General features: G+C 65.1%; 14 protein-coding genes. 2 read left to right on the top strand and 12 right to left on the bottom strand.

Translation table 11 applies throughout. From position 1 onward, the window contains the following. The coding region (gltA, locus tag RMN99_RS08750) for a citrate synthase (RefSeq protein WP_309622921.1) at positions 1-987 on the bottom strand (987 nt) is incomplete at its 3' end. A 210-nt stretch (positions 988-1,197) separates the two neighbouring features. On the opposite strand from gltA, the gene RMN99_RS08745 reads away from it, so the two are divergent. After that, positions 1,198-3,468 carry a ComEC/Rec2 family competence protein gene (locus RMN99_RS08745; protein WP_309622920.1) on the top strand — a complete coding sequence of 757 codons (2,271 nt, stop codon included), beginning with the start codon at positions 1,198-1,200 and terminating at the stop codon, positions 3,466-3,468. On the opposite strand, the gene lexA is transcribed toward RMN99_RS08745, so the two are convergent. The 11 genes from lexA to RMN99_RS08690 all read right to left on the bottom strand — a co-directional run bounded on the left by lexA (position 3,462) and on the right by RMN99_RS08690 (position 14,684). Then, positions 3,462-4,145, bottom strand: a complete 684-nt coding sequence (lexA, locus tag RMN99_RS08740; RefSeq protein ID WP_309622919.1) for a transcriptional repressor LexA — start codon at positions 4,143-4,145, stop codon at positions 3,462-3,464. The genes RMN99_RS08745 and lexA overlap by 7 nt on opposite strands. A 96-nt stretch (positions 4,146-4,241) precedes the next feature. Then, positions 4,242-5,444: a molybdopterin molybdotransferase MoeA gene (locus RMN99_RS08735; protein WP_309622918.1), complete on the bottom strand. Its 1,203-nt coding sequence runs from the start codon at positions 5,442-5,444 to the stop codon at positions 4,242-4,244. Then, a complete protein-coding gene (moaC, locus tag RMN99_RS08730; protein WP_309622917.1) occupies positions 5,444-5,917 on the bottom strand; it encodes a cyclic pyranopterin monophosphate synthase MoaC in 474 nt (157 codons plus the stop codon). The genes RMN99_RS08735 and moaC overlap by 1 nt, the downstream gene beginning before the upstream one ends. Further along, the gene (gene trpC / locus RMN99_RS08725; protein ID WP_309622916.1) at positions 5,910-6,698 is read right to left on the bottom strand and encodes an indole-3-glycerol phosphate synthase TrpC; all 789 of its coding nucleotides are present in this window, start codon (positions 6,696-6,698) and stop codon (positions 5,910-5,912) included. Before trpC ends, moaC begins: the two co-directional genes overlap by 8 nt. After that, a complete protein-coding gene (gene trpD / locus RMN99_RS08720; RefSeq protein WP_405029532.1) occupies positions 6,695-7,654 on the bottom strand; it encodes an anthranilate phosphoribosyltransferase in 960 nt (319 codons plus the stop codon). The genes trpC and trpD overlap by 4 nt, the downstream gene beginning before the upstream one ends. A gap of 2 nt (positions 7,655-7,656) precedes the next feature. After that, positions 7,657-8,253, bottom strand: a complete 597-nt coding sequence (locus tag RMN99_RS08715) for an aminodeoxychorismate/anthranilate synthase component II (protein ID WP_309622914.1) — start codon at positions 8,251-8,253, stop codon at positions 7,657-7,659. Between the two features lie 63 nt (positions 8,254-8,316). Next, positions 8,317-9,276, bottom strand: a complete 960-nt coding sequence (pip, locus tag RMN99_RS08710; protein WP_309622913.1) for a prolyl aminopeptidase — start codon at positions 9,274-9,276, stop codon at positions 8,317-8,319. Further along, positions 9,273-10,343 carry an alpha/beta fold hydrolase gene (locus tag RMN99_RS08705; RefSeq protein WP_309622912.1) on the bottom strand — a complete coding sequence of 357 codons (1,071 nt, stop codon included), beginning with the start codon at positions 10,341-10,343 and terminating at the stop codon, positions 9,273-9,275. Before RMN99_RS08705 ends, pip begins: the two co-directional genes overlap by 4 nt. Before the next feature lie 5 nt (positions 10,344-10,348). Beyond that, the gene (locus RMN99_RS08700; RefSeq protein ID WP_309622911.1) at positions 10,349-11,197 is read right to left on the bottom strand and encodes an SDR family oxidoreductase; all 849 of its coding nucleotides are present in this window, start codon (positions 11,195-11,197) and stop codon (positions 10,349-10,351) included. A gap of 21 nt (positions 11,198-11,218) precedes the next feature. Beyond that, a complete protein-coding gene (trpE, locus tag RMN99_RS08695) occupies positions 11,219-12,736 on the bottom strand; it encodes an anthranilate synthase component I (protein ID WP_309622926.1) in 1,518 nt (505 codons plus the stop codon). Positions 12,737-12,746: 10 nt separating this feature from the next. Beyond that, positions 12,747-14,684, bottom strand: coding sequence for a peptidyl-prolyl cis-trans isomerase (locus tag RMN99_RS08690; protein WP_309622910.1), 1,938 nt, complete (start codon positions 14,682-14,684; stop codon positions 12,747-12,749). 219 nt (positions 14,685-14,903) lie between these two features. Here RMN99_RS08690 and tpiA point away from each other — a divergent pair, with 219 nt between their 5' ends. Then, the gene (tpiA, locus tag RMN99_RS08685) at positions 14,904-15,662 is read left to right on the top strand and encodes a triose-phosphate isomerase (protein ID WP_309622909.1); all 759 of its coding nucleotides are present in this window, start codon (positions 14,904-14,906) and stop codon (positions 15,660-15,662) included. Positions 15,663-15,697 lie beyond the last annotated feature (35 nt).

Below are 15,697 nucleotides of genomic sequence, written 5' to 3'. Positions count from 1 at the left end.
CAATTCGCCAAGCACCTCGTCGCAGGTCAGGCGCATCACCTTCGCCCGTGGGTCGAAGTTCTTGTAGACCCGATGGCCGAAGCCCATCAGCCGGAACGGGTCGTCCTTGTCCTTGGCGCGGGCGATATATTCGGGGATGCGCTTGGTGCTCCCGATTTCGCGCAGCATGTTGAGCGCGGCTTCGTTGGCCCCGCCGTGCGCCGGGCCCCACAGGCAGGCGATCCCGGCGGCGATGCAGGCAAACGGATTTGCGCCCGAGGATCCAGCCAGCCGGACGGTGCTGGTCGAAGCGTTCTGCTCGTGATCGGCATGGACGATGAAGATCTGGTCGAGCGCCTTTTCGACGATCGGGTTCACTTCGTAGGGTTCAGCCGGAACACCAAACGTCATGCGCAGGAAATTGCCGGTGTAGGACAGGCTGTTGTCTGGATAGACGAACGGCTGGCCGACGGAATACTTGTAGGCCATCGCGGCGATCGTCGGCATCTTGGCGATCAGCCGGTGCGAGCTGATCTTGCGGTGCTCGGGGTCAGAGATATCGGTCGAATCGTGATAGAACGCCGAAAGCGCGCCAACCACGCCGCACATGATCGCCATCGGGTGGGCATCGCGGCGGAAACCGCGATAGAACGTGGCGAGTTGTTCGTGCAGCATGGTGTGGCGGGTGATGGTGGTTTCGAACCGCGCCAGCTCGGCCTTGCTCGGCAGTTCGCCGTTGAGCAGCAGGTAGCTGACTTCCATGAAACTGGAATTTTCGGCGAGCTGGCCGATCGGATAACCGCGGTGCAGCAATACGCCTTCATCGCCATCGATATAGGTCAGCGCGCTTTCGCAACTGGCGGTGCTGGTAAAACCGGGATCGAAGGTGAACATCCCCGTCTGCGCGTAAAGCTTGCGGATATCGATCACGTCGGGTCCGACGCTGCCGGAAACCACAGGATAGCTGAAATCGCCTCCGTCAGCGCTCAGTTTTGCTTCTTTGACCACTTTCGTCCACTCCTAGGCCTGTCCGCCGTGTGTGCTGCCGGGTTAGCTGAAGGCCCTAGCACAGTCGCGCCTCCAGCCGGTTAGAGCCCGGCTAGGGGCTTGCGCTTGGCCTGACAATACCCTTGGCGCGACATGTTGGCCCGGGTCGGAGCGGGACGGGCCTGGTGCGGCGCTTGCCAAGCGCTGTGGCATCCTGTCTGTTGCTCCCCCATGGCCAGCGACGAACCGCCTCTGGTGCCACTCGGCAACGCTTCGCCTGTTGGCGCTGCACTGCAGCAAAAGCATTGGCGCATGCCGCAGGACTTGTCCAGCGCCCATGTGCGGATGGCCGCGCGGGCTGAGCGCTTCCTTGGCACAGCCGCCTTCGACCAGGGGCCTTGGGCCGTTGTCGGACTGGCTGCGGGGATCGCCGCATGGTTTGCCGGAGACAGCACGTGGCAATGGCTTTCGGCCATTGCTCTGGGGCTTGGCCTTGCGCTTGCAGCCGTCGCCATCCTGTCTGCCGATGGCCGATTCCCTCTGCTGCGCCGGGCGGTCGTGGTGATGGCGCTGGCGCTGGTCGCCGGATGCGTGTTGGTCTGGATCAAGTCCGCGCTGTTCGGAACGCGGCCGATTGCGCGGCCGATGGTTGTCCAGCTCGATGCCCGAATCCTCGCGCGCGAGGAGCGGCCGGCCGAGCAAAAGGTCCGGCTTGTGGTTGCAACGCGCGAGCCGGAAAGCGGCCGGGCGATTGCCGTGCGGGTCGGGCTAGACAGCGCTGCCGACCGCGCCGAGCTTGCCGAAGGGGCTTTGGTGCGGCTGCGCGCGCGGCTGGTTCCGCCGGCCCCGCCGATGCTGCCGGGCGGCTATGACTTTGCCCGCAGCGCGTGGTTTTCGGGACTGGCGGCGACCGGTTCCGTGCTGGGGCCGATCAAAGTGCTCGAAAGCGGCAAGAACGACAGTCCGATCAGGCGCGCCCAGCGCGCGTTATCACAGCATGTGCGCAAGAATGTCGGCGGATCGCCGGGCGCGCTGGCGTCGGCCTTTGCCAGCGGCGATCGCGGCGCAATTGCCCCGGCTGACGAGGATGCGATGCGCGATTCCGGGCTGACGCACCTGCTTTCGATCAGCGGGCTGCATGTCAGCGCGGTGATCGCGGCGGCTTATGTAATTGCGCTCAGGCTGCTGGGCTTGCTCCCGTGGCTGGCGCTGCGCATGCGCCTGCCGATCGTGGCGGCCGGGATCGGGGCCGGGACCGGGATCGGCTATACCCTGCTGACCGGCGCGCAGGTGCCGACGATCCGTTCGTGCATTGGCGCGGTGCTGGTCATGCTTGCCCTGGTGCTGGGCCGCGAACCTCTGTCGATGCGGCTGGTTGCGGTGGCGGCAGCGGTGGTGCTGCTGGTCTGGCCAGAAGCGTTGGTCGGACCCAGCTTTCAGATGAGCTTTGCCGCGGTGATCGCGATTGTCGCCTTGCACGGCACAAGGGCGATGCGCGCCTTCTTCGCCCCGCGTGAGGAACCGATCTGGCAGCGCTGGCTGCGGCAGGTGGCCGGGCTGCTGCTGACCGGGGTGGTGATCGAGCTGGCCCTCATGCCGATCGGTCTGTTCCACTTTCACCGCGCCGGGGTCTATGGCGCGCTGGCCAATGTCGTGGCGATCCCGCTTACCACGCTGGCCTCGATGCCGCTGATCGCGCTGGCGCTGCTGTTCGATGCGGTGGGTGCGGGTGCGCCGTTCTGGTGGCTCGCGGGCAAGTCGCTCGAACTGTTGCTCGCCCTGGCACATTGGACGGCAGGGATGCCGGGCGCGGTGACGATGATGCCGGCGATGGGCAAAGGGGCATTTGCCTTGTTCGCCGCGGGCGGTCTGTGGTTGGCGCTGTGGCGCGGGCGGGTGCGACTGTGGGGGCTGGCCCCGGCTTTGCTCGGCGTGCTGCTGCTATCGCGGGTGGCCCCGCCGGACCTGCTGATTTCGGGCGACGGGCGTCATATCGGCATAACCGGCGAGAGCGCGGGTGAGCTGCTGGTGCTGCGCCAGACCCGCAGCGACTACACCCGCGACAACCTGCTCGAGCAAGCGGGGATGAAGGGCGAGACGCGGCTGCTGGATGACTGGCCGGGCGCGCGCTGCAGCGATGATTTCTGCGCGATCATACTGCGCCGGGGCGGGCGCGATTGGCAGCTGCTGCTGGCCCGCGGCACTGCATTCGCTCAGGAACGGGCGCTGGCAGCAGCCTGCGAGCGCGCTGATATCGTGGTCGCCGCGCGCTACCTTCCCCACTCGTGCCAGCCGCGCTGGCTCAAGGCCGACCGGCGCATGCTCGACCAGAGCGGCGGACTGTCAATCGATCTTGCCCGGCTTAAAATACGCAGCGTTGCCGATGAGGAGGGACGGCACGGCTGGTGGAACCCGCCGCAACCGCGGCCGCGCAGGCCGCAGGCCGAGCCCAGCGGCAGCACCGGGGCTGACGATGCATCGGCCGCCATGCTGCCTCAGTGATAGCGGCGCAAAAGCCCGGCAAGCTTGCCCTGGACCACCACTTCGCGCGGATCGTAGATCTGCGGTTCGTAAGCGGCGTTGGCGGGATCGAGCCGCACCCGGCCGTTCTCGCGGCGCAGATATTTCAGCGTCGCTTCCTCGCCCCGGACCAGCGCGACGACGATTTCCCCGTCGCGCGCCGAATCGGTGCGGCGGATCAGGGCGTAGTCGCCATCGAGAATGCCGGCTTCGATCATCGAATCGCCCGATACTTCGAGCGCGTAATGCTCACCTGCACCCAGCAATGCAGCGGGAACCGGCAGCATCGACGCGGTTTCCATCGCTTCGATCGGAACGCCCGCGGCAATCCGGCCGTGGAGCGGAATTTCGATCACGTCGTTGGCGGGCGCGGCACGTGCCGGTTCGGGCCGCTTCAGTTCGACTACCGTACCGGTAGCGCGCAACGGCGCCTTGCTTGATACGTCCTCAGGCTGTTTGAGCACTTCGAGCGCGCGGGCGCGGTTGGGCAGGCGGCGGATGAAGCCGCGTTCTTCCAGCGCAGAGATCAGGCGGTGGACGCCCGATTTGCTTTTCAGGTCGAGCGCTTCCTTCATTTCCTCAAACGAGGGGGAAACGCCGGTCTCTTCCAGCTTGGCCTGGATATAGCGGATCAGTTCGTGCTGCTTGCGGGTCAGCATGCGCGCCTCACTCCTGGTGGAACGGGCGAGGAGCGGAATGTTCCTGCGCCGTTCAGTGAACGAATGCGGAACAAGTAAGCAACAAATTCGCCGCCGTCAAGCAATACCGCCATTTTCGAGCAGATAGATCGGCACTGGCGTTCCAGCAGGCGCAGCCGGGGCCTCGGCCGGGCGGTCAATCAATACGGTGCTGGCCGCCAGCGTTCCCAGCGCGCCGCTGTCCTGATTGCGCCGTGCGGTGACCTGGCGGCCATCCCACACGGCCCGCACAAATTCGCGCCGCGGTCCGCCCGGGGGCAGATCTTCACCGGCAATCGCTTCGACCGAACGCGGCAACGGAGCAACTGCGCCTGACAGTGCCCGCAGCAGGGGCAGCACAAACAGGAAGGCGGTGACGTGGCTCGACACTGGATTGCCCGGCAGTCCGACCACAATCTGCTCGCCGCGCGTCGCCACGATGATCGGTTTGCCGGGTTTGACCGCGACTTTCCAGAAGTCGATTTCGGCGCCCCATGCTGCCAGGGCAGGGCGAATCAGGTCATGATCGCCAACCGAGGCCCCGCCGCTGGTTACCACCACATCGGCATGTTCGCATTGTGACAGGACTGCGGCCAGCGCCTCCATCCGGTCGGCTACCGGGCCAATGCGCAGCACCGAGCAGGGCAGGGCCTGGCGCACCAGCGCCTCCAGCATGACGCCGTTGCTGGCCGGGATCTGGTGCACGGCGCAGTTACCCGGATCGCTGGAAAGCTCGTCACCGCTGTCGATGATTACCACCCGCGGCGCTCGCCGCACGGCAACATGGCTGTGCCCTGCGCCCAGCACCAGCGCCATCTGCGCCGGACCAAGCCGGGTTCCGTGGCCAAGCAACTGCGCGCCTTCGGCAAAGTCCATGCCCTTGCAGCGGATATGCTTGCCCAGCGGATCGGGCGGGGTGCCGGTGAGCGAGAGCGTTGCGCCCTCGCGCGCCGCATCTTCCTGCATCAGGACCATGTCCGCGCCGGCCGGCAACAATGCTCCGGTGGCGATCCGCACCGCTTCGCCGGCGTTGCAGGTTCCCGCGAAAGGATGGCCGCAAGCGCTTTCGCCGATCACCCGCCATGGGCCGGGCAGGTCCGCCGCGCGCATGGCATAACCATCCATGGCTGAAAGATCGGCCGGGGGCTGGGTGCGCCGCGCCCGCAGCGGCTCGGCCAGATAGCGCCCCAGCGCATCGGCGATGGCCACCCGTTCGATCGGGAGCGGCCTGGCAAGTGCGAGCAGGCGGGCCTGGGCTTCGTCGAGGGACAAAAGCGCCATCAGCTCGCTGCCTTCCAATCGCCCGATTTGCCCCCGCGCTTTTCGATCAGGCGCAGGCCTTCGATCACCATGCCCTTGTCGACCGCCTTGGCCATGTCGTAAATTGTCAGGAGCGCAACCGAAGCGGCTGTCATCGCTTCCATTTCTACCCCGGTGCGCCCGGTAAGTGCGGCGCTGGCGGTGACCCGCACCACCTGGTCCTCGATTGCAAAATCGACGGTCACCGACGTCAGTGCCAGCGGATGGCACAGCGGGATCAGATCGGCGGTTTTCTTGGCGGCCATGATCCCGGCGATCCGGGCGGCAGCGAGCACATCGCCTTTGGGCACCGAGCCATCGCGGATCGCGGCGAGCGCCGCCGGGTTCATCCGGATGAGCCCTTCGGCCACGGCCACGCGGCTTGTCTCGGCCTTGCCGCCCACATCGACCATCCGCGCCTTGCCGTGCTCATCAAGGTGGCTGAGTTCAGCCATCCAGCAGTTCCCGCGTAGCACCAGCAACATCGCTGTGCCGCATCAGGCTTTCGCCGACCAGGAATGTGCGGATCCCGCTGGCTTCGAGCCGGACCAGGTCGGCATGGCTGCTCAACCCGCTTTCGCTGACCAGCAGCGTGCCTTCAGGGGCGAGCGCGGCGAGACGTTCGCTGGTCGCGAGATCGGTGACGAAGCGCTTGAGATCGCGGTTGTTGATTCCGATCAAGCGCGATTTCAATGTACTTGCGCGCGCTATCTCAGATTCGTTGTGAACTTCAACCAGCACATCCATGCCGCGCTCCAGTGCCACAGCTTCGATCTCGGCCATTTGCGCGTCTTCCAGCGCGGCGACGATGATCAGGATCGCGTCAGCGCCGATCGCCCGGGCCTCGGCGACTTGCCACGGATCGACCATGAAGTCCTTGCGCAGCACCGGCAGATCGCAGGCGGCGCGGGCGGCGATCAGATAGTCCTCATGGCCTTGGAAATAGGGCGCGTCGGTAAGTACTGAAAGACAGGTCGCGCCGCCTGCCTGATAAGCGCGGGCGTGGGCGGCGGGATCGAAATCGGCGCGGATCAGGCCTTTGGACGGGCTGGCCTTCTTGACCTCGGCAATCAGCGCATAGCCGGTGGCCGCGCTGGCCCGCAAAGCCGCTTCGAACCCGCGCGGGGCGCTTTGCGCAGCGGCGCGCGAATCGAGATCGGCAAGCGAAGCCATGGCCTTGCGCGCGGTCACTTCTTCGCGCTTGGTGGCACAGATTTCGGCGAGTTTGTCGGTCATTTCACGGTTTCGATCCAGCAGTCCAGCAGCGCCTTGGCAAGTCCCTTGTCGATCGCTTCGGCCGCTTCTTCGGCGCCTTCGTACCAATCGTTGACGTGGCCGGCTACGACCAATGCAGCGGCGGCATTGAGCAAGACGGCATCACGGTAGGCACCCTTTTCGCCCTGCAGCAGGCGGCGCAGCGCGGCTGCATTGTAGGCCGCATCGCCGCCGCGCAAGTCTTCAAGGCAGTGCGGAAGCAGGCCGGCATCGCCTGGGATAATTTCGGCGGGGCAGTTCGGCAGGCCGATCGCGGCCATGTAACTTGGCCCGGCGATCGACAGTTCATCAAGCCCTTCGGCGCCCGAAACGATCAGCGCGCATTCGGTGCCGAGCAGCTGCATCGCATCGCGGTAAAGCGCGATCAGCACCGGGTGCGCAACGCCGACCAGCTGCCGCGTGACCCCGGCAGGATTGGCCAGCGGACCGCAAAAATTGAAAATGGTGCGCCGGCCGATGGCCTTGCGGATCGGCGCAACGCGGGCCAGCGCCGGATGATGCGCCTGGGCAAACAGGAAGGCGATGCCAAGATCGGGCAGGGTCGCTTCGGCCATTTCGCTGGCCCGGGCAAGATTGAGGCCCAGCGCTTCGAGCGTATCGGCGCCGCCCGCCAGGCTTGATGCCGCGCGGTTGCCGTGTTTGGCCACGGGCACTTCGCAGGCCGCGACAACCAGCGCGACGGCGGTCGATACGTTGAGCGAGTGCTGGCCATCGCCGCCGGTGCCGCACACGTCGATAGCGCCACCGGGTGCGGCAACGCGCTTCATCCGGGCGCGCATCGCCAGAACTGCGCCAGCCACTTCGGCGGCTGTTTCGCCGCGATCGGCGAGATCGATCAGGACGTCGCGGATTTCGGCATCGGCCATCGCGCCGTCGAGCATCTGCGCGAACAGGGCTTCGGCTTCGGGCAACGTCAGGCTCACGCCAGTTCCTTGACCGCAATTCCGCAAATACGCAGATAATTGGCCAGCATTGCGTGGCCATGTTCGGTGGCGATGCTTTCGGGGTGGAACTGCACACCGTGGATCGGCAGCGCGGTGTGGCGAAAGCCCATCACGTGGCCATCGTCGCTGGTGCAGTTGATCACCAGCCCATCGGGCACATCATCGACAATCAGCGAGTGATAGCGGGTCGCCTTGAACGGCGATGGCAGCCCGGCGAACAGACCGCTGCCATCGTGGGTGACTACGCTGGTCTTGCCGTGCATCAGCCCGCCGCGCACCACTTGCCCGCCAAAATGCTGGCCGATCGACTGGTGACCCAGGCACACGCCCAAAAGCGGCTTGCCGGCTTCGGCGCAGGCGGCGACCAGATCGAGGCTGATCCCGGCCTCGTTGGGGGTGCACGGGCCGGGCGAGATCAGGAAGCCCTTGGCCCCGCTCGATACTGCCTGTCCGGCCGAAATCGCATCGTTGCGCACCACATCGACCTTGGCGCCCAGTTCCATCAGGTAATGGACCAGATTCCACGTGAAACTGTCGTAATTGTCGATGACCAGGATTTCGGCGGCGCTCATGGCAGCGCACATAGTCGCGCTGGCCGGGATTTGCCAGATAAGGTTGCGTGATGGCGCCGATGCCTAGGCCGATTTCCCCGCAAACCGGTCGCTCGCCCGCACCAGCCCGTCGGTGATGCCGGGTTCGGTGAACAGATGCCCGCCATCGGGGATGATCTGCAGCGCGACCTCGGGCCAGGCCTGCTTCAGCGCCCAGGCTGCTGCCGGGGGTGTGCAGCAATCGTGGCGGCCCTGAACGATGACGCCGGGAATATGCCGGATCTTGCGGACATCGCGTAGCAGCTGGCCCGGCTCAAGCCAGCAATCGTGCATGAAATAGTGGTTCTCGATTCTGGCCACCGCCACCGCGTGATCGTCGGCGGTGAAATCGGCCATCATTTCGGGATCGGGCAGCAGGGTGACGGTCACGCCTTCCCACATCGACCAGATTTTGGCCGCCGCCAGCCGCACCGATTGATCGTCGCTGGTCAGCCGCTTCTGGTAAGCGGTGGGCAGATCATGGCGCTCAGCCTCGGGGATGTGCCCTGCAAATTCGGCCCAGGCTTCGGGATAGAGTTCGCTGGCGCCGTATTTGTAGAGCCAGTCAGCCTCGTTTTGCCCGGCCAGGAAAATCCCGCGCAGCACCAGTTCGCTGGCACGGTCGGGGTGGGTCTGGGCATAGGCGAGGCTGAGGGTAGAGCCCCACGAGCCGCCGAACACCAGCCACTTGTCGCAACCGACCATTGCGCGCAATCGCTCAATATCGGCGACGAGGTGCCAGGTGGTGTTATTCTCAAGGCTGGCGAACGGGGTGGAGCGCCCGCAGCCGCGCTGGTCGAACAGCAGCACGTCATACAGCGCCGGATCGAACTGCTGGCGCTGCTTGGGACTGATCCCGCTGCCCGGCCCGCCGTGGAGGAACACCGCCGGCTTGCCTCCCGGCGTGCCGCAGCGCTCCCAATAGATGCTGTGACCATCACCGACATCGAGCATGCCCGAAGCGTAGGGTTCAATCGGCGGATAGAGGGTGCGGCGGTCTGTCATGGCTTGGTACCCATCAATTTCGCCAGATCCTTTTTCCAGAACCGCGCCCAGGTGTGGGTGCCGTGGCCCTTGGTTTCAGGGCTGTAGGGCAGCAGGATAAACCGCGCGCGCGGCATCTGCCTGGCCTGCTTCTGGGCCAAGCCCAGCTCGGGCGGGTTGATAAAATCGTCAGAGCTGTTGATCCACAGCACCGGCACGCGGATCATGCCCAGTTTGGCCGCCGGGTTGTAATTGCGCGATGAATCGAGCTGATAGATCTCATCGTTGGCGTCGGTAGGGTCCTTTGCATCCATCCGGTCGCGTTCGGCCAGATAGTTCTCGGCTTTCTCGCGGGTGGGATAATTGACCTGCAGGCCCCAGGCATTGGCCCCGGCGATCAGGCCCAGGTCATTCGCGGTGCGCAGGCCGCTCTCGGGCTGCTGGGTGTAATTGCCGCCGTTCCAGAGCGGATCGGCCTTGATCGCGTCGATTGACATCTTGCGCCAGATCCGGTTGCGCCCGGCGATTTCCACCGCATTGCAGGCGAACGGGGCGAGGCGGCGGGCAAACCCGGGATAGCGTTCACCCCAGACAAACCCGTGCATGCAGCCCATCGAGGTGCCGAGGATCAGCTGCAGGCTGGTCACGCCCAGGCCTTCGGTCAGCATCCGCTGTTGCGCGTCGACCATGTCGTCATAATCATAGCGCGGGAAGGCCATCCGCATCCCGTCGCTGGGTTTGCTGCTTTTGCCGTGGCCGATATTGTCGGGCAGGATCACGTACCATTTGCTGATGTCGAGCACCTGGCCCGGGCCATAAAGCTCATCGGCAAATTGCGGGCGAAAGAACTGCCAGCCAGAGCCGCCAGTGCCGTGCAGGATCATCACCGCATTGTCGATTTCGCCATTCGCGCCGCGGTGCGGGGTGCCCAGCGTGGTGACATGCATCCGCACATCCATCACCGCGCCGGTCCCGAACCGGAATTGCTTGAGCGTGATGTCCTGTTCGGTGCCGCGTTTGGACCAGTCTTCAGCGGCGTGGAGCGGGGTGGCGAACAGCATCAGGAAAAACAGCAGGAGAATGCGCATCAGATTTACCCTTTCAGCCGCTCGGCAAAGATCTTGATCACGCTGTTTCCGGTCGGATCGACCACCTTGCTGGCGACCATCTGTTTGGCGAAATCAGAGGTGATCGTACGAAAATCAGGACTGTCTGCGGCAGCCAGCGCGGCAATGATGTCCGCTATGTCGGCACCGGTCTGGCCGTAGGTGGCAAAGACATCGCCGGTCGAGCCCATGTAGCGCTGGGCCAGCGTGCCATAGGGTTCGCTCATTGCCGCAAGGGACGCCTGCGAAGTCGCGCGGACCGAGGCGACGAATTCGGTGTTGATCGGTCCCGGTTCAACCAGGCAAATGTCGACGCCGAACTGCCGGGTCAGCGGGGCGAGGCCCTCCATCATCCCTTCAACCGCGAATTTGGCGGCGCAATAGGCTTCGTTGAACGGCTGACCCAGCAGGCCGCCGACACTGGTAACCGAAATGATCCGGCCACTGCCGGCCGCGCGCATATGCGGCAGCACCGCTTTGGTCAGGTTCCAGACCCCGAAGAAGTTGGTTTCCATCGTCCGGCGCAGATCGTCATCGCTGGTCTGTTCGACCGAGCCGAGGAAGCCTGCACCGGCGTTGTTGACCAGCAGATCGATCCGCCCGTGCCGCGCCATCACACCGGCCACGGCCGCATCAATCGAGGCCTGCGAACAGACATCGAGCGGGGTGACTTCGAGCGAGACGCCCGCGTTGACTGCTTCATCGCGCAAGGCCTGCTGCTTGCCCGGATCGCGCATCGTGGCAATCACGGTGTAGCCCGATTGCCCAAGGCGGATTGCAGCATGAAGGCCAACGCCGGTTGAACAGCCCGTTACCAGTGCAACCTTGTTCGACATGCGATGATCCTTCCGGTTTGGCTATTGGCCGAACCCGGCCTCGCTCGCCACTCTAACGGCTTCGCGCGCGGCGGCAATAAGCGCGCTGGCCTTGGCTTCGCATTCGCGTTGTTCGTATTCGGGTTGGCTGTCCGCCACAATCCCGGCACCTGCCTGGACATGCAGCATTCCGTCCTTGAGCACGCCGGTGCGCAGCACGATGCAGCTGTCGAGATTGCCGTCTGGCGCGAAGTAGCCGACCCCGCCGGCATAGGCACCGCGCGTTTCGGGCTCGAGTTCGGCGATAATTTCGGCGGCGCGGACCTTGGGTGCGCCGCTGACGGTGCCCGCAGGGAAGCCCGCAAAGACCGCGTCGATCGCATCGTGCTTTGCGCTATCAAGCTGGCCGACCACGTTGGAGACGATATGCATCACGTGGCTGTAGCGTTCGACCGTGTAGCTCTCGGTCACTTTGACGGTGCCGGCCTGCGCCACCCGCCCCACGTCGTTGCGGCCCAGATCGAGCAGCATCAGGTGTTCGGCGCGTTCCTTGGGATCGGCCAGCAAACTGACTTCGTTTGCGCGGTCTTCATCAGGTGTAGCGCCCCGAGGCCGCGTTCCGGCGATTGGGCGGATCGTCACTTCGCCATCGCGCACGCGGACCAGGATTTCGGGGCTCGAACCAGTCAGCGCGAAGCCCGGCAGATCAAGGAAATAGAGGAACGGCGAGGGGTTGACCCGGCGCAGCGCCCGGTAAAGCGCCAGCGAGGGCAGGGTGAACGGGCAGGTAAAGCGCTGCGCCAGTACCACCTGAAAGATGTCTCCGGCAGCAATGTATTCCTTGGCCCGCAGCACCATTTCGCCATAGCGGCCCGGTGCCATGGTGGGCGTAAGCACCGGCTCAGACAGGGTAGCATCAAGCGGTGCGGCGGCGGCGGGCTGGGCCAGTTTTCGCAACGCCATGTCGATCCGCTCCTGCGCCGCATCAAGCGCGTGTTCGGCGGCCAGGTTTGAAGGCCACACCGGCGCGATCGCGAACAGTTCGTCGCGCAGCCGGTCGAACACCAGGATCAGCGCGGGCCGCACGAACAGCATGTCCGGCAGGTTCAGCGGATTGGGGGCAGGGCGGGGCAGCTTTTCAATCAGGCCATAGGTCTCGTACCCGAAATAGCCGACCAGGCACGACAGCGCCGGGGGCAGGGCTTCGGGCACATCGAACCGGCAGCTTTCGACCAGCGCGCGCAGCTGTGCCAGACTACCGCCGGGGAGCGGCATGAAGGCCGTGCGATCGGCGCGCCAGTTGCGGTTGATTTCTGCGGTATCACCGCTGGCCCGGAAGACCAGATCGGGATCAAGCCCGAGCAGCGAATAGCGCCCACGCACTTCGCCGCCCTGAACCGATTCGAGCAGATAATCGCCGCGGCCCTCCTTCATCAGCTTGGCCGCAGCGCCCACCGGGGTCTCGCTGTCGGCAATCAGCCGCCGCCAGATGACCCCGGGTTGGCCCGCGGCCAGCGCCGCTGCCGCCTGGTCACGATTTTCAGCCTGGCCCGAACCCATCGCGCGCTGGTCAGTTGCCGCCGGAAAGCTGGCCCTGCAGCTTGGCGACATTGGCATCGTCGCGGCTGGAGCCCACTTCCTTGCGGAACGCACCGCGCAGTTCTTCGGTATATTCCTCGGTCTTGGCTTTCTTGAGGCTTTCGCCCAGACCGCCCATCCGTTCGTCGTTCTCGGTCACCTTGCCGGGGGTTACCTGGGTTACGGTGACGACGTACCAGCCGCGATTGCGCGGCGCACGCAGCAGTTTCACCTTGCCCTTGGGCATGGCAAAGATCAGCCGCAGCGGCATCGGCGAATTGGCACCTTGCGCCTCAACTTTCTGGCGATCCGTGTCGACCCGGTCGACCGGGGGCAGCACAACGCCAAGCGATGCAACCGCGACTTCGACCGGAACGCCCTTTTCAACCTGCGCCTTGACCTTTTCGGCCGCCGCCTTGGCCGCCGCTTCGCCCTTGGCGATGCGCGCATCTTCGCTCACCTGGGCGCGGATCTGATCGAGCGGCGGGGGCGCGGCGGGCAAGTCCTGACCGACATCGAAGATCACGAAGGTCTTGCCGGGGTCGACTTCGGCCAATTGCGGATTGCCGGGACCATCAAGCAGGAAAGCGGTTGGCACCACTTTGGCCAGCTGCGGCGCAACCTTGAGGCCGCCTTCGCCAAACACGCTGCCGTCCGCGAGCAACAGCGGGGTTTCGACCACGGTCAGGTTCAGTTCCTTGGCAATATCGCCCAGCGAGCTTCCGCCCTGGAATTCCTCGTCGATCCGCTGCGAATATTCGATGATCGCGTTGCGGCGCTTTTCTTCAGTGATCTGTTTGACCAGATCGGGCTTGGCCTGTTCGAGCGTCTTGCCCGGTGTGGTCTCGCGCCCGTCGATCCGCACGATCGCCCAGCCGATGGTGACCTTGAACGGGCCGGCCAGCTTGCCCGCTTCGGCGGTGAAGACGGCATCGGCGGCAGCCTGATTGGCCTGCGCGGCGTAAGCTTCCTTGGTCAGGCTGCCCAATGCGGCAGTGGCCAGACCTTTGGCAGCGACAACTTGTTCCAGCTTCTTGCCGCCAGCGGCTTCGGCCAGGACGGCGCGTGCGGCGGCCTCGGTCGGCAGGATCACCTGGGTCAGCTTGCGCTTGTCGGTGGGGGCGTATTGCGCCTTGGTGGCGTTGTAACGCGCGGCCACTTCGGCGTCGGTCGGCGCTGGCACGTTCTGGATCACGCTGGCGTCATAGCTGGCCCAGCGGATCGTGCGGCGCTGGGGCAGGGCGTACTGACCTTTGTGGGCGTTGTAATAGGCCTGCACTTCGGCATTGCTCGGCGCTTCCTTGGGCGCAAAGGCCGCCAGCGGCAGCGTGACGATCGCGCCCAGGCGGGTCTCGGTCAGCACCCCGGCATAGCGCGTTGCGATCTTCTTCGGTACGGCAATGCCAATGGTCGACGGGCCCAGCAGTTGGCGCGCCATCAGCAGTTCGGTCGCTTCGCCGCGGAACTGTGTATCGGTCATCCCCTGCTCGCGCAGGAACTGGTTGTAGAGATCTGGATCGATCTTGCCGTCAGGCCCCAGGATCCGGCTCTGCTTGCCGATTTCATGATCGATCAGGCGGTTACCGATATAAATCCCGTGCTGTTCGCCCCAGATGCGGGTTGCGCGGGCATCGATCAGGAACGACAGCAACTTGCCCAGACCGTCTTCAGCCAGGAACTGCTTGATCGTGAAGCCGGGGTTGTTGCCCCGCAGCCGTTCCAGCCAGATGCCGGTCTGCTGCTGCAGATCGTTCGATGAAATCTTTTCCTTGCCGACCGTGGCAACCCGGTTGCCTTTGCCGAAAGCGCCGAACCCGCCGCCCGAGGCGATATCGCCCAGCGCAAATGCGGCTGCGATCATGCCGACCAGCATCAGTGTGGCGATCACGCCGACCTTGGAATTGAAGAAGCCTCGGAAAAACTGGAGCATTGAACCCGTGCCGCTGTCTGATTATCCGACACGCCGACCGTCGGCGCGCCATTCATCGCGCGCTTTAGGCATCAATGGACTTGCAGGCAATGGGGCAGGCAATCGCGCCGCGCTTGCGGTGAGCCGCAGCCGATGGTCTTTGACAAGCGCTTGCCGCCTCGCCTAACCGCGAGGGGATTCACGGCTATCAAGCCGGATATGCGTTCAGGGAAATGTTTCATGGCAATTCGCCCCTACATCGTAGGCAACTGGAAAATGAACGGGCTGCGCGCCCAATTGTCCGAAGCCCGCGCGATCGATCGCGGTGCTGCACGGCATGCAGGCGTCGATGTCGCCATTGCCCCGCCGTTCACGCTGGTGGCGGCGCTGGCCGAGGCTGCCGAAGCGATCGCGGTGGGCGGGCAGGATTGCCACTCCGAGGCGTCCGGCGCTTTTACCGGTGATGTTGCCGCTGCAATGCTGGCCGATGCTGGTGCCGGTTTCGTCATCCTGGGCCACAGCGAGCGCCGTGCAGGGCATGGCGAACAGGACAAGCTGGTCCGCGCCAAGGCCGACACCGCATTGGCCGCCGGGCTTGGCGTGATCGTCTGCGTGGGCGAGACCGAGGCTGAGCGCGATGCTGGCAAGGCCGAAGCGGTGGTGACCGGGCAGATGGAAGGCTCGCTTCCGCGGGGCGAAGGCGCAGTTGCCAGTCTGACCGTGGCTTACGAGCCGGTCTGGGCGATCGGCACCGGGCGCGTCGCATCGGTCGAGGATGTCAGCGCCATGCACCGCGCGGTCCGGGCCAAGCTGGTTGGGCTTTATGGCGAAGAGGGGGCCGGGGTGCGGATCCTCTACGGCGGCTCGGTCAACGCAGCCAACGCGGCCGAACTGCTGAGTGCGGACGAAGTGGGCGGGGCGCTGGTTGGCGGGGCGAGCCTGACTGCCGACAGCTTCCTGGCAATTGTGCTGGCTGCAGCGCCGCCTTCGGACGACTGAACCCGCCTCTCCCTTGCACAATGCCCGCGCTGCGA

This window comes from Novosphingobium sp. (assembly GCF_031417815.1).
In the GTDB taxonomy this organism is placed as follows: domain Bacteria; phylum Pseudomonadota; class Alphaproteobacteria; order Sphingomonadales; family Sphingomonadaceae; genus Novosphingobium.
Note: the sequence above shows the minus strand (reverse complement) of the source record. Positions and strands in the feature narration are given on the sequence as shown.

What these genes read in the sequence shown, in the direction of transcription:
- RMN99_RS08745 (WP_309622920.1), top strand. Translation starts at nt 1,198, where the DNA reads ATGGCCAGCGACGAACCGCCTCTGGTGCCACTCGGCAACGCTTCGCCT.
- lexA (WP_309622919.1), bottom strand. Translation starts at nt 4,145, where the DNA reads ATGCTGACCCGCAAGCAGCACGAACTGATCCGCTATATCCAGGCCAAG.
- RMN99_RS08735 (WP_309622918.1), bottom strand. Translation starts at nt 5,444, where the DNA reads ATGGCGCTTTTGTCCCTCGACGAAGCCCAGGCCCGCCTGCTCGCACTT.
- moaC (WP_309622917.1), bottom strand. Translation starts at nt 5,917, where the DNA reads ATGGCTGAACTCAGCCACCTTGATGAGCACGGCAAGGCGCGGATGGTC.
- trpC (WP_309622916.1), bottom strand. Translation starts at nt 6,698, where the DNA reads ATGACCGACAAACTCGCCGAAATCTGTGCCACCAAGCGCGAAGAAGTG.
- RMN99_RS08715 (WP_309622914.1), bottom strand. Translation starts at nt 8,253, where the DNA reads ATGAGCGCCGCCGAAATCCTGGTCATCGACAATTACGACAGTTTCACG.
- pip (WP_309622913.1), bottom strand. Translation starts at nt 9,276, where the DNA reads ATGACAGACCGCCGCACCCTCTATCCGCCGATTGAACCCTACGCTTCG.
- RMN99_RS08705 (WP_309622912.1), bottom strand. Translation starts at nt 10,343, where the DNA reads ATGCGCATTCTCCTGCTGTTTTTCCTGATGCTGTTCGCCACCCCGCTC.
- RMN99_RS08700 (WP_309622911.1), bottom strand. Translation starts at nt 11,197, where the DNA reads ATGTCGAACAAGGTTGCACTGGTAACGGGCTGTTCAACCGGCGTTGGC.
- trpE (WP_309622926.1), bottom strand. Translation starts at nt 12,736, where the DNA reads ATGGGTTCGGGCCAGGCTGAAAATCGTGACCAGGCGGCAGCGGCGCTG.
- RMN99_RS08690 (WP_309622910.1), bottom strand. Translation starts at nt 14,684, where the DNA reads ATGCTCCAGTTTTTCCGAGGCTTCTTCAATTCCAAGGTCGGCGTGATC.
- tpiA (WP_309622909.1), top strand. Translation starts at nt 14,904, where the DNA reads ATGGCAATTCGCCCCTACATCGTAGGCAACTGGAAAATGAACGGGCTG.